This window comes from Kocuria sp. NPDC057446, from assembly GCF_042802875.1.
Lineage (GTDB): Bacteria > Actinomycetota > Actinomycetes > Actinomycetales > Micrococcaceae > Kocuria.
In genome coordinates this window covers 1-16,167 of record NZ_JBHVDI010000081.1, presented here as the reverse complement: position 1 = coordinate 16,167, position 16,167 = coordinate 1, and the positions used below count along the sequence as shown (strand labels likewise).

General features: G+C 68.5%; 16 protein-coding genes. 5 read left to right on the top strand and 11 right to left on the bottom strand.

Annotated elements, in window-relative coordinates; genetic code table 11:
- Window positions 1-60: 60 nt before the first annotated feature.
- From ACFU0Y_RS11145 to ACFU0Y_RS11115, 7 genes are all read right to left on the bottom strand, one after another.
- Window positions 61-1,497, bottom strand: a complete 1,437-nt coding sequence (locus tag ACFU0Y_RS11145) for an aldehyde dehydrogenase family protein (RefSeq protein ID WP_380214569.1) — start codon at window positions 1,495-1,497, stop codon at window positions 61-63.
- 159 nt (window positions 1,498-1,656) lie between these two features.
- Window positions 1,657-2,985: a flavin monoamine oxidase family protein gene (locus tag ACFU0Y_RS11140; RefSeq protein WP_380214568.1), complete on the bottom strand. Its 1,329-nt coding sequence runs from the start codon at window positions 2,983-2,985 to the stop codon at window positions 1,657-1,659.
- A gap of 127 nt (window positions 2,986-3,112) precedes the next feature.
- Window positions 3,113-3,910 carry an SDR family NAD(P)-dependent oxidoreductase gene (locus ACFU0Y_RS11135; protein WP_380214567.1) on the bottom strand — a complete coding sequence of 266 codons (798 nt, stop codon included), beginning with the start codon at window positions 3,908-3,910 and terminating at the stop codon, window positions 3,113-3,115.
- Window positions 3,911-3,920: 10 nt separating this feature from the next.
- Window positions 3,921-4,766 (bottom strand): SDR family NAD(P)-dependent oxidoreductase, encoded by an 846-nt coding sequence (locus ACFU0Y_RS11130; RefSeq protein ID WP_380214566.1) that lies wholly within the window; start codon window positions 4,764-4,766, stop codon window positions 3,921-3,923.
- 81 nt (window positions 4,767-4,847) lie between these two features.
- On the bottom strand, window positions 4,848-5,657 hold the full coding sequence (locus tag ACFU0Y_RS11125) for a MoaF C-terminal domain-containing protein (RefSeq protein ID WP_380214565.1): 810 nt from the start codon (window positions 5,655-5,657) through the stop codon (window positions 4,848-4,850).
- 73 nt (window positions 5,658-5,730) lie between these two features.
- On the bottom strand, window positions 5,731-6,075 hold the full coding sequence (locus tag ACFU0Y_RS11120) for a cupin domain-containing protein (RefSeq protein WP_380214564.1): 345 nt from the start codon (window positions 6,073-6,075) through the stop codon (window positions 5,731-5,733).
- Window positions 6,076-6,129: 54 nt separating this feature from the next.
- Window positions 6,130-7,632: an APC family permease gene (locus tag ACFU0Y_RS11115; RefSeq protein WP_380214562.1), complete on the bottom strand. Its 1,503-nt coding sequence runs from the start codon at window positions 7,630-7,632 to the stop codon at window positions 6,130-6,132.
- Window positions 7,633-7,903: 271 nt separating this feature from the next.
- On the opposite strand from ACFU0Y_RS11115, the gene ACFU0Y_RS11110 reads away from it, so the two are divergent.
- From ACFU0Y_RS11110 to ACFU0Y_RS11095, 4 genes are all read left to right on the top strand, one after another.
- Entirely contained in the window at window positions 7,904-8,887 is a 984-nt protein-coding gene (locus tag ACFU0Y_RS11110) for a helix-turn-helix domain-containing protein (protein WP_380214561.1), read from the top strand.
- 260 nt (window positions 8,888-9,147) lie between these two features.
- Window positions 9,148-9,864 carry a hemerythrin domain-containing protein gene (locus ACFU0Y_RS11105; RefSeq protein ID WP_380214560.1) on the top strand — a complete coding sequence of 239 codons (717 nt, stop codon included), beginning with the start codon at window positions 9,148-9,150 and terminating at the stop codon, window positions 9,862-9,864.
- A gap of 227 nt (window positions 9,865-10,091) precedes the next feature.
- A complete protein-coding gene (locus tag ACFU0Y_RS11100; protein ID WP_380214559.1) occupies window positions 10,092-11,201 on the top strand; it encodes a glycosyltransferase in 1,110 nt (369 codons plus the stop codon).
- A gap of 183 nt (window positions 11,202-11,384) precedes the next feature.
- On the top strand, window positions 11,385-11,747 hold the full coding sequence (locus ACFU0Y_RS11095; protein WP_380214558.1) for a cupin domain-containing protein: 363 nt from the start codon (window positions 11,385-11,387) through the stop codon (window positions 11,745-11,747).
- Window positions 11,748-11,877: 130 nt separating this feature from the next.
- Here the strand turns inward: ACFU0Y_RS11095 and ACFU0Y_RS11090 are convergent, their stop codons facing one another.
- From ACFU0Y_RS11090 to ACFU0Y_RS11080, 3 genes are all read right to left on the bottom strand, one after another.
- A complete protein-coding gene (locus ACFU0Y_RS11090; protein ID WP_380214557.1) occupies window positions 11,878-12,351 on the bottom strand; it encodes a DUF4383 domain-containing protein in 474 nt (157 codons plus the stop codon).
- Window positions 12,352-12,402: 51 nt separating this feature from the next.
- Window positions 12,403-13,284: a manganese catalase family protein gene (locus tag ACFU0Y_RS11085; RefSeq protein WP_380214556.1), complete on the bottom strand. Its 882-nt coding sequence runs from the start codon at window positions 13,282-13,284 to the stop codon at window positions 12,403-12,405.
- Window positions 13,285-13,426: 142 nt separating this feature from the next.
- Window positions 13,427-13,765 carry a hypothetical protein gene (locus ACFU0Y_RS11080; RefSeq protein WP_380214555.1) on the bottom strand — a complete coding sequence of 113 codons (339 nt, stop codon included), beginning with the start codon at window positions 13,763-13,765 and terminating at the stop codon, window positions 13,427-13,429.
- A 451-nt stretch (window positions 13,766-14,216) separates the two neighbouring features.
- Here ACFU0Y_RS11080 and ACFU0Y_RS11075 point away from each other — a divergent pair, with 451 nt between their 5' ends.
- The gene (locus tag ACFU0Y_RS11075; protein WP_380214554.1) at window positions 14,217-15,062 is read left to right on the top strand and encodes a Cof-type HAD-IIB family hydrolase; all 846 of its coding nucleotides are present in this window, start codon (window positions 14,217-14,219) and stop codon (window positions 15,060-15,062) included.
- A gap of 194 nt (window positions 15,063-15,256) precedes the next feature.
- Here ACFU0Y_RS11075 and ACFU0Y_RS11070 read toward each other — a convergent pair whose 3' ends face one another.
- Window positions 15,257-16,102 (bottom strand): PRD domain-containing protein, encoded by an 846-nt coding sequence (locus ACFU0Y_RS11070; RefSeq protein ID WP_380214553.1) that lies wholly within the window; start codon window positions 16,100-16,102, stop codon window positions 15,257-15,259.
- Between the last annotated feature and the right edge of the window lie 65 nt (window positions 16,103-16,167).

Genomic DNA, 16,167 nt, shown 5'->3' with positions numbered 1-16,167 from the left:
GGCGGCGCCGGCGCCCCGTGTGGGGTGCCGGCGCCGCCTGTGGTGGTGAGGGTGGGCTGCTTAGCCGTTGATGATCTGGGGGGCGCCGAGGTGCTTGAGGCCTTCGACGCCGAACTCCAGGCCGTAGCCGGATTGCTTGGCTCCGCCGAAGGGGATGCGGGGGTCCACGGCGCCGTGCTTGTTGATCCATACCGTGCCGGCCTGGATGCGGGCGGCGACCTCTCGCGCCCTGGCGGGGTCGGCGGACCACACGGAAGCGCCCAGGCCCACTTCCAGGGCGTTGGCCATGCCGATCACCTCGTCGAGGTCGGTGTACTTGATGATGGGCAGGGCCGGGCCGAACTGCTCCTCGGCCACCAGCGGGTTGTCGTTGTCCAGATCGGCCACCAGGGTGGTGGGGTAGAAGTACCCGGGTTTGCCGGTCTCGGGCTCCCCGCCGAGCAGCACCCGTCCGCCGCCGGCCTTGGCCTTCTCCACGAGGTCGGCGACGATGTCGTACTGGGCCTGGTTCTGCAGCGGGCCCAGCACGTTGGTCTCCTCCAGGCCCACGCCCATCGGCATCTGGGAGGCGACCTCGGTGAGGGCCTCGCAGACGGCGTCGTAGACGTCTTCGTGGACGTAGAGACGCTTCAGCGCCGCGCAGGTCTGGCCGGTGTTGAGGAACGCTCCCCAGAACAGGTCCTCGGCGATGGCGGCCGGATCCACGTCGGGCAGCACGATCCCGGCGTCGTTGCCGCCGAGTTCCATGGTCAGGCGCTTCACGTTGTCGGCGGAGGAGCGGATGATCGCTTTCCCGGCCGGGGTGGAGCCGGTGAACATGATCTTGTCCACTCCCGGGTGGGCGACCAGGGCCTCGCCGATCTCGCGGTCGCCGGTGACCACCTGGAGCACGTCGGCCGGGAGCACCTGGTTGAGGACCTCCACCAGGGCTAGCACCGACAACGGGGTGTAACCGGAGGGCTTGACGACCACGGTGTTGCCCATCCGCAGCGACGGGGCGATCTGCCAGGTGTGGATCATCATCGGCCAGTTCCACGGCCCGATCGCCCCGACCACGCCCAGGGGTCGGTAGTGCAGCTCCGCCTTCGTGCCCTCCTCATCGACGAGGGTTTCGGGCTGCAGCTCCAGGGCGGCCGTGGCGCGCAGCCAGGCCGCGCAGGAGGCGACCTCGAAGCGGGCGTTGGGGCCGTTGAGCGGTTTGCCCTGCTCCCGCGAGAGCAGCTCCGCCAGGGCCTCGGCGTTGGCCTCGACCGCGTCGGCGGCGGCGACCAGCAGCCCAGATCGTTCGGCGTGGCCACGAGCAGCCCAGCCCGGCTGGGCCGCCCGGGCGGTGGACACGGCCGTCTCCAGATCCGCCAGGGTGTGCTTGGGGGCCCGACCCACGACCTCCCCGGTGGCCGGATCGAGCAGGGTGCGCCCGCCCTCGACGGGCTGAATCACGGCCAGCAGATCGGCCGCACTCGAGAAGGTGGACGGGGCAGAGGTCTCGGCAGTCATGGTATGTCTCCTCATGGGTAATAGAGCACATCGCGGACCGCGAAGGCTCCGGCTATTGCGGTGGCCGTAGGTGCATCGGGCCGATGATGTGCGGTTGAAGGGCCGGGGCAGGCCGGACGGCGATCGCGAACCTGCCCCGGCGGTCTGTGGGGCGGAAACTCAGGCGCTGAGCTGGGCCTCCGCGGGGCGGGACTGGGTCAGGAGTTCCTGGATGCGGCGGGCTGCGGTCAGGCCGCTCTCGATGGCGCCGTCGATGAATCCGCCCCAGCCGGTGGCGTAGTCGGCCCCGGCGAGGAAAACCCGTCCGTCGGGGCGCTGGAGGTCCTCGAAGCACTCGGTGAGGTGCCCGGCGTAGTGCATGGGCCAGGTCTCCCCGGCGTATTCGTCGTCGACCCAGTTGTGGCCGGTGACCTCCAAGACCTCCAGCCCGGGCACCAGTTGATCGAGCATGGCCTGGGCGGCGGCGACGTCGTCGATGGGCACCGCAGTGCCGTCGGGGCCGAACGCGACCAGGGTGGTGGTATCGGCGTCGAAGCACTCGGCCTGGACGAAGTTCAACGGCGATTCGGCGGAGGCGAAGGCCACGAACCGCTCCTGCCGCCCGGCCACCTTGAGCCACAGCTTCGCGCCCCGCCCGGCCTGGCCCCGCTGGGCGGCCTTGACCTTGGGCGCGGACAGGGCTGGGGTGAACTCCACGGAGCCCAGGGCGCCCAGGGGCAAGGTCACGACGACGGCGGAGGCGGTGAACCGGGTCCCGTCGGCGGTGATGACGGTCGCAGTGCCCTCGGCCTGGTCCACGGCGGTGACCGGGGTGTTCAGGTGCAGGTCGACCTCGGTGTCGGCGCGGATCGCCTCGATCAGCGTTCTCGTTCCGCCGGCGATCTTGTAGGTGGCGCAGGCTTCGAACATCAGCTTCCAGTCCCCGTTGGAGATCGCCGCCCAGCGCAGCGCCTGGGTGTAGGCGGCCTCGTCGAGGCGGCCGTTGAAGTTCAGCGCCCAGAACGACCGCACCAGTTCCCGGACCTGCGGGTCCAGGTTCAGGTCGTCGATGGCCTGGGCGAGGGTGATGTGGTCGATCTCGGTGCAGGCCGGGTTGTGCAGCGGCTCCCAGGGCAGCGGGAAGATTTCCCGGGAGCGGGCCAGCAGGGCGGTGTTGGCCTCGTCCATCAGCTCGAGGATCTCCTCGGCGCCGCCCTTGACGATCTGCCCGTCGATGCGGCGGTAGCCGGTGGTGAACTCGGGCCCGGCGACAGGTTTGATGCCGTAGCGACCCATCTCGGCCCACACGAAGGGCTGGATCCAGTGCACCCAGGTCCCACCGAGCTCCAGGGGCCGGCCCATCCGGTCCTCGAGCCAGGTGCGCCCGCCGATGCGGTCCTTGGCCTCGAGCACGGTCACCTGGTGGCCGCGTTGGGACAGTTCCCGGGCGGCGGTCAGACCGGCGAAACCGGCGCCGATGACGATGACGTCATTGGTGGTCTCTGTCATGGTGGTCTCTTTCATGTGGTGGGACGGTGGGTGCTGGTGCTTGACGGTGCAGACAAGGGCTACTGGCCTCGTCGTGGGTGGGTGGCGTGCCCTGGGCGGACCGTGGGCTGCACGCTGTTCACGGGCGCTACCCGATCCGGTCTCGGGTGGGGGAGTGTCCGTCGGTGAAATCCAGGGGGGGAACGGCCGAGCGGGCGAGGTACCCGAAGTCGGAGACGATCGATGTTCCGTTGATCGGCGCGCTGACAGGGGAGGCGAGGAAGGCCGCGTGCTGGGCGAGCTGCTCCGGGCGCATGACCGGCAGCCCGGAGCCTTCGAAGCCGTCGGGTCGGCAAAGGTCGGTGCGGGACATGGGCGTGTCCACGACTCCGGGGCACAGGCAGTTCACGCGCACGGAGGGGTGGTCCACCGACAGCGACTTGGTGAGCATGAGCACCGCGCCTTTGGAGGCGCTGTAGGGGGTCATGCCCTCGAAGGCCACCAGTGCTGCGTCCGAGGCCAGGAGCACGATGGTGGCGACTTCGCTGCCGGACATCGCGGGGATGGCATGTTTGGCGAGCAGGAAGTTGCCTCGCACGTTCACGGCCATCACCCGGTCCCAGTCCTCGACGCTCACCTCGGCGGCTGGGGTGCCCACCGGCCCGGAGATGCCGGCGCACCCGATGACGGTGTCGAGGCGGCCGTGGAGGTCGAGGGCAGCGCGCACGGCGCGCTGCACATCTGCCTCCTCGGCCACGTCGGCCGGCACGAAGTCGACCCGGTGGCCCTGGGACCGCAGGTTCTCCACGGTTTCCGCTGCGGCGGGGTTCTTGTCCACCACCACGACTCGGGCGCCTTCGGTGAGGAGGGCGGTGGTGCAGGCCAGGCCGATGCCCGATCCGCCGCCGGTGACCATGGCTGCGCGTCCGGTCAGTTGGAGGTCCATGAGCGGTTTCCTATCGTCCGAGGGAGTCGGCGCCGTGTGCGGAGGCGGCGATCGAGACCCGGGGGTCGAAACACAGTCCGCCGACGTCGACGGCGGTCAGCCCACCGTCAACGGGAATGACTGCGCCGTTGATGTAGGACGCGCCAGGGGAGAGCAGCCAAGTGATGACCGAGGCGATCTCTGCGGAGTCGGCCGGCCTCGGGGTGGGTAGCACGGCGGTGGCCAGGCCGTAGGACTTCTCCACGTCCAACCCCCGCTCTTTGCCGAGCTCGGCCATCTCCTCGTCGGCCATCTCGGTGCGGGTCCACCCTGGGCAGACCACATTGGCGCGCACGCCGGCGGGCCCATGGTCCACCGCCACTGACTGCATGAGCATGCTCAGCCCGGCCTTGGTGACGTTGTAGCCGACGGTCCCCCCGCTGGCGCGCAGTGCGCTCACGGAGGCCACGCCCACCACGGCACCGGAGCGCTCGATCAAGTGCGGCAGCGCCGCCCGGGTCAGGGCGAATGGGGCGGTGAGGTTGGTGTCCAGCTGAGCCTGCCAGTCCTCGTCGGTGAGCTCTCCGGTGGTTCCGGGGCGGACAATTCCGGCGTTGAGCACTAGTCCATCCAGGTGTCCGAACCGCTCGACCGTCTGCTCGACGAGGCGACGTGGCACTTCCGGTGCGGTCACGTCGGCGATCAGCGGCACGGCCCCGGTCGCTGCGGCTACCGCTTCCAGCGCCTCGGCCCGCCGCCCGCAGATGACCACCTGCCACCCGGCAGAGCTGAGCGCTTCAGCGGCGGCAGCGCCGATACCGCTGCCCGCGCCGGTGACCAGTGCCACCCGGGGCGGCTCATGGGCCGGTGTGATCATGTCTGCCTCCTCGGCGTGCTCCCCGGGGCCGACCTTGTCGGTCCCAGGGAGGATGTGGCGATGTGCTCGATGAACGGGTGTTCAGTGCTTGGCGTGGTCCTGGGGGTATTCGGTGGTGTTCATGACGGTGAGTCGGGAGTTGAAGGGCAGCACCAGCGGTTCGTCGGTGGTGTCGTCCCAGCCGAACATCCGCCCGATCGAACGCTGTTCCCGCAGATCCACCAACAGCACCGACTCCACGGTCATGACGCGCTCGGTCCAGAAGAAGAGATAGAGGTCCTCAGCCACCTCGAAGGCCAGGGTCCGGTCGACGTCGGCCAGTCCCTTCTCCCCACCGCGCAGGCAGTGCCACACGAACGTGCCCGGGGTGAGGTAGATGTGCTCGTAGGCCTCCACATCGCTGTAGCGGTAGTAGATCCGCTTGCCCACCAGCCCGGCGGAACGCTGGTGGAAGGCCGCCTCGGTGCCCTCGAGGCGGGCGTGGGTGAACTCGGTGCTGCCCTTGACGGCGCCGTCCGTCTCGTGAAGTGCGGAGACGGCAACGGTGGCTGCTCCGCTGTTCTGGTTCAGGACCACGGTGACATCGCGCATCTGCCGGCCCGCACCGTGCACGAAATCGATGATGAAGATCCCCGGACGGGCTTCGATGGCCTTGTAGCTAGCCTCCACGCTCTCCTCGTTGTCCTCGGCGCTGATGGTCCACGTCAGGGAGGAGGAGTCGCCGAAAACCATCGTGAAGGTCCGGCCGTCCTCGCCCTGAAAGGAGACGCTGGTGCCGGTCAGGGCCGGGGACGCCGGGAGGGTCTGGTCCCCGAAGCCGTCGAGCATGGTGGACACGGAGGGCCACTCGTCGACGGGAACGTAGTCCTGGAACGAATTGTCGGTGGTCATGGAAAGAACTCCTTCGGAGGGGATCAAGAATGGGACTGCAGTCGGTGCGGCACGCACGTAGCGCGCCGCCGGCTCAGCTGTAGACGAAGAACTCGACGGTGGGTTCTAGGACCTGCCAGCGGGTCATCGCGCCTTCGGTGAAGGAAGCCATGGACCCGGCAGTGAGATCGAAGGTGTCCCCGCCCTGGACGGCGATGCGCAGGTGGCCGGAGACGATGTAGATGCTCTCGTCCTGGTGGATGGGCAGGTCGAAGGCCTCGGGGGCCTGCTCGGGAGTGATCTCCCAGATCCCGGCCGACAGGGCCTCGCGTCCGCCCTGGCCGGGTTTGCGCAGCCAGCGGACGGTGCCGACCTCGAAGGGTTCGGGAGCGGTGGTGGCGGTGTCGGCGTGGAAAACGGCGGAGAGGACCTCGGACATGGTGGTGGTTCCTTTCAGTGCGGGTGTCGATGGAGACGGACAGAAGGGTTCGGGTCAGCGGTGGTCAGCAACCGCAACGGCCGACGAGGTGGGTCGGGGGTCGCGCAGCAGTGGAAGGCGTTCCTGGACGCGGCGGCGGTAGACGTAGAGCACCAGCGACAGGGCGAGGATGCCGACGCCGATGGCCAGTTCTTTCGGCCCGCCGTAGCCGGTGAGTTCACTGGACAGTGCTCCGACGACGAGCACGATTGCGGTGTAGACGACCAGGACCGCCGCCAGGGGCACCGCGTAGCGGCCCACCCGGAAGGGCCGGTCGTACTCGGGGTGGTCGAGGCGCAGGACGAGGAAGCCGGCCAGGGCCAGCAGGATCGCCAACAGGTAGCCCAGGTTGGCCGCGACCAGGATGGAGATCGGGTTGGAGATGAGGACGACGAGCACGATGTTCATCACCACCGCGGCGTAGATCGCCCGGGCCGGGACGCCGTGGCGGTTGGTCTTCTCGAGCTGTCTCGGGGCCAGTCCGTCCAGGGCGGCCCCGTAGAGGGCGCGGGAGCCGTCGGCCATGGAGGCGTTCACGCCCATGAGCAGGGCGGCCAGGATGGCCAGGAGCATCACGTCGGCCAGGGGCCCGGCGGGAAGCACGCGGGTGAAGGCGGTGACGAACATCCCGGCCGGATCCGCCGCGGCCTCCTGCTGGGTGACGAGCCCGCCGACGCCGAAGGGCACGAGCAGGAAGATCCCGAAGGTGTAGGCACCGGAGGTGAACAGCGCCTTCTTGCCGTCCTTCTTCGACCGGTACTCGGGCATGAAGGCCGCGCACATCTCGGTGCCGTAGGCGGTCCAGCCGATCAGATACAGCCAGACCAGGGCCAGCTGGATCGTGGCCCAGGGGTCGGTGGCCAGATCGCCCAGGCCCCAGGTGAGGTTCGGGGCCTGCCACTGCCCCGAGACGAGAGGGGCGGCGATGAACACGGCGAAGGAGGCCAGCAGCAGCACCCCGATCACCTTGTTCACCCAAGCGGCCGGCTGGGCGCCGAAGAGGTTGGGCACCATGATGAGCAGGATCAGCACGATACCGATCAGCTGGGCCGGCCCCACCTGGGCGACCCCCAGGTTCAGCGCCCAGGTGGCCTCGGGCAACCAGCGGGCGGCGATGATGGCCCCGGCGGTGATGCTCACGATGGAGATCACCGCCGACCAGCCGAACCAGTAGCCGAAGGTGGCCAGGGCCCCGGCCGGGGCGAAGCGTTCCCGCCAGGCCTCGTGGGCGTAGATCGGCACCCCGCCGGGCTTGTCCGGGAAGATCGAGGCCATCTCGGCGAACAGGCTGTTCTGCACCCAGCCGATCAGCGCCGCGAAGGCCCACAGCGCCATGGCCGAGAGGCCTCCGACCACCGCCACGGTGGCGCCGAAGGAGACGTAGAGGCCGCCGGAGACGGCCATGGCCATCGCGAAGGCGTCCTTCCAGGAAAGGCGGGCGTGCAGCTCGGAGCCAGAGTGTTGATCCGGCACAAGATGGGCCTCGGCGTTGGTGCCGGATGCGGCCGGTGAAGACATGATGAATCCCCTGGTCAGTCGGAAGTGGTGGCGCGCCGGCGCCGGAGCCGGCGCCAACTGGCGGGGTGAAGCGGTCCACGATGGATTGCCATTGAGTATTCGCCTCAAAGGCCGAGTGGTCTTGCCCCTGGAGGAACTACATGTGTCACCCAGTGCACAGTCTGTGTTGACGGTCACACAGGGGTGGCTGATCATGGGTGGCCGATGGTTGAATTAGGTACCTGGCGCACGGAGCGCCCTTGAACGTTCCGGCGCCGGCACGAGGAGCGCTATGACTGAGCTGATACCGGCTCCACGGGCTGAGAACTTCGGCTCTTCACGTACTTTCCAAAGCGCAGTCACCGGTGAGTTCGGTCCCCTGCAGGTCGATGCGCATGGCGCCACGGAGTTTCAGGCCAGCATGGCCACGGCCACGCTAGGGGCCGTCGTCCTCTCAGAGGTCGCCGCCATGCCCCATCGTGTCCTGCGCACTCGAGGGTCGATCGACGCCGGTGACCACGATTTCTACAAAGTCAGCCTCCAGGTGGCCGGCACAGGCATCGTGCGCCAGGACGGCCGAGAGGCCCTGCTTACCCCTGGAGACCTCACGGTCTACGACACCACGCGCCCCTTCGAGCTCGTCTACGACGAGGACTTCCGCGTCCTGGTGGCCATGTTTCCTCGCCCCCTGTTGCGGGTCACTGCCGACGCCATGCGCCATGTCACCGCCCGCCGCATCGCCGGCCGCGAGGGAGCCGGAGCACTAGCCGCCCCCTTCCTCGCCGGCCTGGGCCGCAAGACCCTCATCGGCCCCGGGCGGGTCGGTCCATTCCTGGACGATGCTGTGCTCGATGTTCTCTCCGCCTGTTTCACCGAGACCCTCGAAGAGCACCGACCGTCCCTGGAGACCTCCCGTGCCGCGTCGCTGCTCGCCCAGGTGCAGTCCTGCGCCGAAGACCATCTGAGCGACTCCGAACTCGGGCCGGCGAAGCTGGCTGAGGCCCAGCACATCTCCGTGCGCTACCTGCACAAACTGTTCGAGGCTGAAGGCACTACCGTCAACGAGTGGATCCGAGCGCGCCGCCTGGAGCGTTGCCGTCGCGATCTGGCTGATCCCCAGTACCGCGACTGGACGATCTCCGGTATCGCCGCCCGATGGGGCCTCATCAACCCTTCCAACTTCTCCCGCATCTTCCACGAGGTCTACGGGCTGACGCCGCGGCAGTACCGCACCACCGCCGCACACCGCGAAAGCAAGTTGAGCCTGGGCCGTTGAACCAAGGGCTTTACATATGGCCGGTTAGCGGCGGGCCGTGCTGCGGTAGGGGTTCCTATGTGGACAGGGCTAGAAGCACGGACGGCCGTTAATAACTGGGCGGGGACATCTGCCTAAGTACACTTACTATGTCGTGGAGGGGGCGGTCGTGGGCAGGAACGCCACCATGGTGCGACGTGTTCGGCGTCGTGCGTCCGCCCATAGGAGCACGACTGTCCTGATGAGGTCGCCCTGGAACGGGCTCTTCCGGAAAGGTCGGCATGATGAGATCCATCGCTGAACAGAAGGTTGACGAGCTCGGGGGACGGTTGAGCGTGCTGACCCGGCAGAGACGGGACCACGTCAAATTGGAGGATCTGCTGGAGGACCTCGCCGGCACGACCGGTGCGGCTCAGGGCCAGGTGCTGTTGCGGATCTATCGGCTGGTGTTCCCGCATGCCTTCGCCGAGGAGTCCGTGCTGTGGCCGATGATGCGCCGGGTCCTGCCGGACGGTCACGAGCTGACGCTGGAAGTGGAGCGTGAGCACCAGGAAGTCAACGAGCTCGTCACCGCCCTGGAAGCCCTGGAGGCGGACGACCCGGCACGGGAGCCGGTGCTGGCCCGGCTGGTGGAGGTGCTGCGGGAGGACGTGCGCGATGAGGAGGACGTCCTGCTCCCGCGGCTGCAGGCGATCCTGAGCCGGGCACGGCTGCGCGGACTCGGGTTGGCCTGGGAGGTGGTCCGGCGCACCGCGCCCACCCGCGCCCACCCGGTGGTGGCCCGGCGCCCGCCGGGCAACGTGGTGGCGGCCGTTCCGCTGTCGGTGCTCGACCGGGTCCGGGACCTCGTGGACGGTGCGGTACTCCGTGGCCCGGAGCGGGTGGGTCCCGGGCTGCGCCGGGTGAGCGCGGGGCTGGCCGGACTCGCCCACCGGGTCGAGCACCTGCCGGTGATGCGCCGGGGTGAGGACCCTTCCACCCGCCCGACGGGCCACTGACTTCCTGTCGTGGGGCATCAGCGACCGGGCTGAGAACGTCCGTGGTGAAGCCATGTCGCCGTGCGGTTCTCGGGGCGCTGTCGGCCGTCGCCTCGGGAAGGTGCCTCGGGTGGTCGTAGGAGCCATTTTCCGCAAAATGCTTGGCCTGCCGGGGATGCGTGTGACTAGGGTGAAGGGTGGTCGAGCAGCTGGCCCGCAGTGCGCAGCTGTCGATGAAGGATGATCCTGTGGACCACACAGTGCTCGTGAAGACCGAGTCCGGCCGCCGTGACGAAGCCTTGGTCGAGGCAACTCCTGGACGCCCCGTCACGGACCCCTCCGTTTCCGGCTCTCTGGCCGACGCCCGCTACGTCCTGCCGCTGAAGTGGACCGATGACGCCGACCTGGACGGGCTCGCCCGCTACCTGGCCGAGGTCGTGACGTGGTTGCCCGTCACGGTCGTCGACGGCTCCACTGAGGAGCTGTTCGCCGCCCATCGTCGCGCGCTTCCCGAGGCGGTCGAGCACGTTCGACCACAGCCGTGGCCGGGCGCCAATGGCAAGGTGGCGGGGGTGATGACCGGGGTGCGCCGTGCGGCCGAGGAGCGGATCGTGGTGGCCGACGACGACGTGCGCCACACCCGGGCCACCCTGGAGCGGATCGTGGAGCTCCTGGGGGAGGCCGAGGTAGTCCGCCCGCAGAACTACTACTTGCAGCTGCCCTGGCAGGCCCGGTGGGACTCCGGGCGTGTCCTGCTCAACCGGGCCCTGGGTGGGGACTGGCCCGGCACCCTCGGGGTGCGCCGATCGGCCCTGCTCGCCGCCGGCGGCTACGACGGTGACGTCCTGTTCGAGAACCTCGAACTCGTCCGTACCGTGCGCGCGGCCGGTGGGCGGGAAAAGGTGGCCCTGGACGTGCTCGTGGGCCGGGTGCCGCCCACCGTGTCCCACTTCTGCGACCAGCGCGTCCGCCAGGCCTTCGACGATTTCGCCCAACCTTCTCGTCTGCTCGCCGAGCTGTCCCTGCTGCCCCTGATGTGCCGGGGTGCGCGGCGCCCGGGTGGTTTGGTGGCAGGGGTCCTCGCCGTGTGTGGGGTGGCCGAGTTCGGTCGACGCCGGGCCGGCGGCACCCGAGTTTTTCCGGCCGACACGGTGCTGTGGGCTCCGCTGTGGGTGCTGGAGCGGTCGGTGTGCGTGTGGGTGGCCGTGGCCCTCCGGGCGTGCGGTGGGGTGTCTTACGCCGGTTCCCGGCTGTGCACCGCCGGGCACTCCCGGGTCGCCCTGCGCCGGCGACTGCGTGGCCGGAAGCCGCTGCTGCCGGTGAGCACCGACCCCAGGCGGGCGAGGAACCAGTGGTGAGCGTGGGGGAGGACGCCGCGGCCGATCCGGCCTTACCAGTCGATGGAAGACGATTCCCGGGCCGCTCCTGGACACTGCCCGAAGATTTCGGGGAAACTTCGCGGGCAGTTGAAGGATAGGCCGAAGATCCCGGGCGTGTACTGAGGTCATGGCCATTGACACTGCCGCAGTCAACGACTCCTGGTGCTCCGGGACGACGACCGCCCCGACGAGGGCTGGCACGACGAGCGGGGACTCCTCACCTGGCGCACCCTGTTCTCCGCCGACGCGACGCCCAGTGACACCCTGGTCACCGGTGTGGCCGAGCTGCCTGCGGGCGGGTTCCTCACCCTGCACCGTCACGACCAGGCTGAGACCTGCTACGTCCTCTCCGGAGAGGACATGGTCACCCTCGAGGGCATCGATCACCCGATCCGATCCGGGTCCAACGTCTTCGTCCCGGGCGGCCGCGAGCACGGCGCCAGGAGCACCGGTGTCGCAGTGCTGCGCGTGTTCTACGTCCTCGCAGCCGACGACTTCGCCGACGTCGATTACGTCTTCTCTTGACCGTACTCCTGCACCCTGGCTCTACCCCCGGCGGAGTCCGGCTGCCGGACCCATGAAAAGCGGCTCCCCACCATCGGCAGGGAGCCGCTTCCCACAGATCACGGACACGAAATGTGCCCGGCCGCGGACCTCAGGTGCGGGCCCGGCCGGCGGCCCGGTCGTGGATGTTGCGGTCCAGGAAGGACAGCCCGACCATCGTCACGCCAAGGAACAGGTGCAGCCAGTCGTCGGCGGAGTTCAGGGGCACGAAGTTGGCGCTGGACTCCTTATCGATGAGCAGGCCGTAGAGCGACAGCAGCAGGTACACGGCACCGCCCCAGCGCAGGAAGTTCCGCGCCCCCGAGATGCTGCGAGCCAGGGCGACGCCGGCGATGCCGTAGAGCAGGTGGACGAGGTTGTGCAGGATCGAGACCTGGAAGATCCCCATGAGCATGGCCTCGGACTCGTGGCCGGCGACCATGAGCTGGTCGTAGTTCGTGGTGATGCCTGGAATGAATCCGGCCGCGCCCACGAGCAGGAAGACGACCCCGTAGAGCAGGGCCGCCGTCCGGACCGGTGAGCGGCGGGTCGTGCGGTCGTCGGGTCGAGCGGCTGGGGTGGTCATGATCGCTCATCTCCTCGGGGTGGTGCAGGGTTGTGCGGTGGACCGGTGGGGTCATTCCTTCTTGAGCTTGTCCTGGATGGTGCCGGCGGCCTTCTCGACCCGGTTGGGGACCTCGGTGGTGCCGTAGAACCGGGCGTCGGGGTGGGTGGGCGGGGGCATCGGCACCCCGGCCATGGGCTGGTCCTGGTAGCCGAACTGCCCGTTGCCGTCCGGGGTCGGCCCGGACGCCCAGGAGCCTTCGGCGGCGGTAGTACCGTCGGAGAAGTTGTAGTAGTCGTAGGAGAACTCGGTGGCCTCCTTGGCCTGCGGGAAGTTCGAGGGCACCGGCATCTGCTCCAGGCCCTCGGCCTGCAGCTCCTTGACCGCGGCCATCCACTGGTTCTGGTGCATCGTGTCCCGGGCCAGCAGGAACGAGAGCATGTCCCGGATCCCCTTGTCGTCGGTCATGTGGTAGAGCCTCGCGACCTGGGTGCGGCCCTGCATCTCGGCGTTGACGTTGGCGGTCATGTCCGCCAGCAGGTTCCCGGAGGCGGTGACGTAGGACCCGGACCAGGGGTTGCCCATGGAGTCCACCGGCCGCGCTCCGGCCCCGGCCACGATGGCGTGCTGCAGGTCGGTGCCGCCGATCACGGCCGCCACCGCCGGGTCGGACTGGATCGCGTCCTCGGTGATGCCCAGCGGGGCCTTCTCCAGCAGCTGGGCGACCATCGTGGCCAGCATCTCGATGTGGCCGAACTCCTCGGCGGCGGTGCCGAAGAGCAGGTCCCGGTACTTGCCCGGGATGTGGGCGTTCCAGGCCTGGAAGCTGTACTGCATGGCCACGGTGATCTCCCCGTACTGGCCGCCGATCACCTCCTGGAGCTTGCGCGCGTAGACCGCGTCCGGGGCCTGAGGGGTGGACTTGTACTGGAGCTTCTGCTGGTGCAAGAACATGCTGACCTCCGTCGTCGGCTGCTGTGGCCGGCGGTGGCGCGGGAGCCCGCGTCCTCGGGCACCGACCCTGTTTCCCACGCTAGTGAGCACCACCCGAAAAGAAAAGTGTGCTTATTAAATGACGTAGGGGCGGGTGGGGTGCTCAGGGTCGTCCCGAGGCCTCCAGACGGCGTGGGTCAGGACGCAGGGTGTGTTGGTGGGCGGGCAAGCCGTTGGGGATCAGTAGTTCCACCGGGCTGACCCCGTCCAGGGTCTCGTTGTGGTCGATTGCCCAGCGCAACAGGTCAACCGCGATCGCCTCGACATGGCCGGCGGCGGTGAGATCGACGCTGACCGTCACCGGGGGCATTAGCGCCCGGGCACGACGCACCATTGGATACAGGACGTGCTGATTCGCCTCGGTCAGGCACCCGGTGACGACCAGGCGCACATAGGCACCGTCGAGGTCGACCTGGACGAGCACGGAGAGCTTGTGGTCCATGAGAGCATCCTTCATCGCATGCAATCTGTCTCATGGCCACCTTCTTGACCTCCTCCCACGGTACTCGCGTCGTGGCAGGTGAACCAGGGGTTTGCAGGGTTTGCACGTTCAGGTCATGCGACCTGCAAGCGGCAGAAGAGCTTCACTCTCAGCCACCGCGCGTCCAGGGTTGGGGACACGACCGCCTTCTTGAGGCTGACCGAATAATCACGGGTTGTACCGTAGACAACGGGGATAAGAGTGGGTTTCGTCCCCTCCTTTACATATGGCGAGATAGCGGCCAACGAGCCACGAGTGCTCGGGACTGATGCACGAGCAGGTGTCACCCTTAAGTGCTCAGCACCCGCGCCCTGGCTGTGGCTAACCAAGTTGCCGCTGTGCCGCCCGTAGCGCCGAATATGATGGCTGGGCCACCACCCCGTCCCCTCCGGTGGCGTGAAGGAGTAGTACCGTGACATCCCCCCGAATCGCCTTCCTTGACGTCGACGGGACGATCCTCGACCACGGCAAGAGTGTCGCCCCGTCGACCGTTGCGGCGATCCGGGGTGCGCGGGCTGCGGGGCACCTTGTGTACCTGTGCACCGGGCGTGCGGCCGGAGCGATTCCGGCTGGGGTGACTGCGATTGGCTTTGATGGTGCGGTGACCAACGGTGGCGCGTATGCCACCAGTGGGGATGAGACCGTCGTGGCTGCGACCATGCCGCGCGAGGCGGTGCAACGGCTCGTTGCCTACTTCCAGGACCGCGGCCTGCTCTTCTTCCTGCAGACCGATGCCGCCGTGCACGCCTCACCGCAGGTGCAGAGGAAGTTCGATGTGATGATGCGCCGTTGGAAGAGCGCCCACGGTGAGTCCGACGAACCGCAGACCGCGCCGCAGGGCGTGCCGCAGTCTCGGGATCTGACCGAGATCGACCTCGACCGTGTCGCGAAAGCGGTGTTCCTGGGAGAAGCGGTGGACACGGTCGCGCGCGCCCAGGACGAGCTCGGCGACCAGTTCCACATCGTGCCCGGCAGCATGCCGCTGCCCGGAGGGTCCAACGGCGAGATCGGGATGCGCGGCACCACCAAGGGCTCCGCCATCGCATCGGTGCTTGACCACCTCAGTCTCGACCGGTCGGTGGCCATCGGCATCGGCGACAGCTGGAACGACGTAGAGATGTTCCAGGTGTGTGGCACCGGCATCGCGATGGGCAACGCGGCACCGGAACTCAAGACACTGGCCGATGAGACCACGACCAGCGTGCGCGCGGACGGGGTGTGGAACGCCTTCGTGCGTCACGGACTCGTCACCGGCTGAGTGCTCATTCCTGTGACGTCCTGACGGGGAGCTATGGGTCCCGGTTACCGCACGCGTTGGTATGGAGCGACCCCATGGCACACCGCAGGCAGCCACTCCAGGCTGCCTGGAAATCAAGCCGATCGACTGCGGGCAGGGTAGCTCGGACAGCGGCCCATGCGGTGAGGGTCTCGTGCGGTGACGTGGCGGCGGCGCTATCGGACGCGGAGGTCGTCGACCATCCGGGCGACGTGCAGGGTCAGATAGGTGACCTCGTCCTCGGTGAGAGGTTCCTCCAGCCGCAGCTCGAGCACCGCTTGGAGCTTCAGCGCGGTGCCGAAGGCTGCCGGGTAGGCCTCTCGGATGGCCACACTGAGCCGGGTGGCGCCCTCGTCCAGTTGGCTGCCCGTGTGGGCGCGGACGAAGAAGTAGCGCAGGTGGGTGATGAACCGGGCGGCGTTGATGGTGTTGCGATCGAGGGGCCGGCCGTAGGCCTGCTCGAGGACCTCGAACAGCTGGGTGAACACCCCGGTCATCTGGTAGGTGAACGACAGGTCACCGGTGGCGAAGCCGGCGTTGACCAGGTGCAGAGCGATCGGGACCGCTTCGGCCTCCGGCAGGGGATGCTCGAGGCAGGTGTTGACGTGGTCCAGGATCCGCTGGGCGATGCGCAGCTCGTCGGGGTAGAGGTGGGAGACCTCGGCGCGTAGGGGGTATTCGATGTCGATGCCCTGGCGCAGGCGCTTGATCGCGAAGCTGAGGTGGTCGGCCAGGCCCACCACCGTGGTGGAGCTCAGCGGGGCGGCCATGTCGGCGCGGGCGATTCCCAGGGCCTGATCGGCCAGCAGCAGGTGCTCCGGCGGGATCGCGGCCACCAGGGCCCCGAAATTGTCCGCGTCGCGCCCGTCGTCAGGGACGAAGACCCGCACCACCTTGGTCTCGTCGACCTTCTGCCCGGGCTTCGCCTGGAAGCCCAGGCCGCGGCCGGTGAGGATGACCTCTCCGCCGGTGTCATTGCGGGCGAGGACGACGTTGTTGTTGAAGACGCGCAGGATCTCCACGCCGTCCTCCTTTCCTGTCGAGGCGTCGTGGGGGGGGGCGCGGGGGGCCCCCCCCGGGGGGGGGT

Bases quoted from the DNA above. Each gene is read 5' to 3' on its own strand.
- ACFU0Y_RS11145 (WP_380214569.1), bottom strand. From the start codon at position 1,497: ATGACTGCCGAGACCTCTGCCCCGTCCACCTTCTCGAGTGCGGCCGAT.
- ACFU0Y_RS11140 (WP_380214568.1), bottom strand. From the start codon at position 2,985: ATGACAGAGACCACCAATGACGTCATCGTCATCGGCGCCGGTTTCGCC.
- ACFU0Y_RS11135 (WP_380214567.1), bottom strand. From the start codon at position 3,910: ATGGACCTCCAACTGACCGGACGCGCAGCCATGGTCACCGGCGGCGGA.
- ACFU0Y_RS11130 (WP_380214566.1), bottom strand. From the start codon at position 4,766: ATGATCACACCGGCCCATGAGCCGCCCCGGGTGGCACTGGTCACCGGC.
- ACFU0Y_RS11125 (WP_380214565.1), bottom strand. From the start codon at position 5,657: ATGACCACCGACAATTCGTTCCAGGACTACGTTCCCGTCGACGAGTGG.
- ACFU0Y_RS11120 (WP_380214564.1), bottom strand. From the start codon at position 6,075: ATGTCCGAGGTCCTCTCCGCCGTTTTCCACGCCGACACCGCCACCACC.
- ACFU0Y_RS11115 (WP_380214562.1), bottom strand. From the start codon at position 7,632: ATGTCTTCACCGGCCGCATCCGGCACCAACGCCGAGGCCCATCTTGTG.
- ACFU0Y_RS11110 (WP_380214561.1), top strand. From the start codon at position 7,904: ATGACTGAGCTGATACCGGCTCCACGGGCTGAGAACTTCGGCTCTTCA.
- ACFU0Y_RS11105 (WP_380214560.1), top strand. From the start codon at position 9,148: ATGATGAGATCCATCGCTGAACAGAAGGTTGACGAGCTCGGGGGACGG.
- ACFU0Y_RS11090 (WP_380214557.1), bottom strand. From the start codon at position 12,351: ATGACCACCCCAGCCGCTCGACCCGACGACCGCACGACCCGCCGCTCA.
- ACFU0Y_RS11085 (WP_380214556.1), bottom strand. From the start codon at position 13,284: ATGTTCTTGCACCAGCAGAAGCTCCAGTACAAGTCCACCCCTCAGGCC.
- ACFU0Y_RS11080 (WP_380214555.1), bottom strand. From the start codon at position 13,765: ATGGACCACAAGCTCTCCGTGCTCGTCCAGGTCGACCTCGACGGTGCC.